Annotated in this window: 2 tRNA genes and 2 rRNA genes; all 4 read left to right on the forward strand. The window is 46.0% G+C overall.

Annotated elements, in window-relative coordinates:
• A 16S ribosomal RNA gene (locus tag GTQ48_RS17410) occupies positions 1-77 on the forward strand; the annotation flags it as partial.
• A gap of 79 nt (positions 78-156) precedes the next feature.
• Positions 157-232 (forward strand) — tRNA-Ala (locus GTQ48_RS17415).
• 116 nt (positions 233-348) lie between these two features.
• A tRNA-Ile gene (locus GTQ48_RS17420) sits at positions 349-425 on the forward strand.
• Positions 426-915: 490 nt separating this feature from the next.
• Positions 916-1,384: ribosomal RNA gene (locus GTQ48_RS17425) — 23S ribosomal RNA — on the forward strand; the annotation flags it as partial.

Consider the following 1,384-nt stretch of genomic DNA (forward strand, 5'->3'; position numbering starts at 1 on the left):
CCACTTTGTGTTTCATGACTGGGGTGAAGTCGTAACAAGGTAACCCTAGGGGAACCTGGGGTTGGATCACCTCCTTACTATTACGTCGATGACGCCCTTGATGCAGTGCCTACACAGATTGTTTTGTCTAGAAAATAAAGAACGACACAAGTTTATGGGGCTATAGCTCAGCTGGGAGAGCGCCTGATTTGCATTCAGGAGGTCAGCAGTTCGATCCTGCTTAGCTCCACCATCTACTTGATTCTGAGCTTGAATAAGCGAAGTGACTGAAAGCTTTTAGTTCGGTTGGTTGGAGCCCTGCCCTCAAATAAGAGCGGTAAGGTCACAACGCCGACCAGCTTGAAAAATAGGCTTGTAGCTCAGCTGGTTAGAGCGCACCCCTGATAAGGGTGAGGTCGGCAGTTCAAGTCTGCCCAAGCCTACCATTTTCCATCTTACTTGCTTTGCAAGTGGTCGCGAAAAATCGCTTTACCGGAAGCAGAGCTTCCTGACGATTTTGCTACTCGCTAAAGGCAGTGGTAGTCATACACATCGTTGGCGTATGTGTCGAGATGGACATCAAATCCTAATGAATATTTACTTTTTAAGTAAGCATTGATTAGGGTTTTTTACCCTAAGGATGATAGTACTGCTTTGGCAGGAAGCATCTTATGTTCTTTAACAATTTGGAAAGCTGATATTAATAGTAATCAATCAAAAGAGTAATTGAGAAGTCGAAAGACGCACTTTTTACTCTACTTGACTTGAATTGCTTGTTATCGACAACGCCGTAAGGCGGGTTAATCGACTTGTTCGGTTAACAAAGAAGATAGCAAGGCAATTCTTCCGATTAGCTTGTCATGCATACAACATTACCCGTGTCCGACGTCAAAAGGCGGACATGAGGCCGATACTCAAGGCTTTTTAGGGTTGTATGGTTAAGTGACGAAGCGTATACGGTGGATGCCTTGGCAGTTAGAGGCGATGAAGGACGTGTAAGTCTGCGAAAAGCTGTGGTGAGCCGACAAAATGCATTTGAGCCACAGATGTCCGAATGGGGAAACCCACCTGTTTACAGGTATCGTTACATGAATACATAGTGTAACGAGGCGAACGAGGGGAACTGAAACATCTAAGTACCCTCAGGAAAAGAAATCAATTGAGATTCCCCTAGTAGCGGCGAGCGAACGGGGAGCAGCCCTTAAGCTGTTTAGTGTGTAGTGGAATCCTTTGGGAAGAGGAGCGATACAGGGTGATAGCCCCGTACACAAAGCGCGTTTTACAGTGAAATCGAGTAGGTCGGGACACGTGTTATCTTGACTGAATATGGGGGGACCATCCTCCAAGGCTAAATACTCCTAACTGACCGATAGTGAACCAGTACCGTGAGGGAAAGGCGAAAAGA

The organism is Alteromonas genovensis, from assembly GCF_010500895.1.
In the GTDB taxonomy this organism is placed as follows: domain Bacteria; phylum Pseudomonadota; class Gammaproteobacteria; order Enterobacterales; family Alteromonadaceae; genus Alteromonas; species Alteromonas genovensis.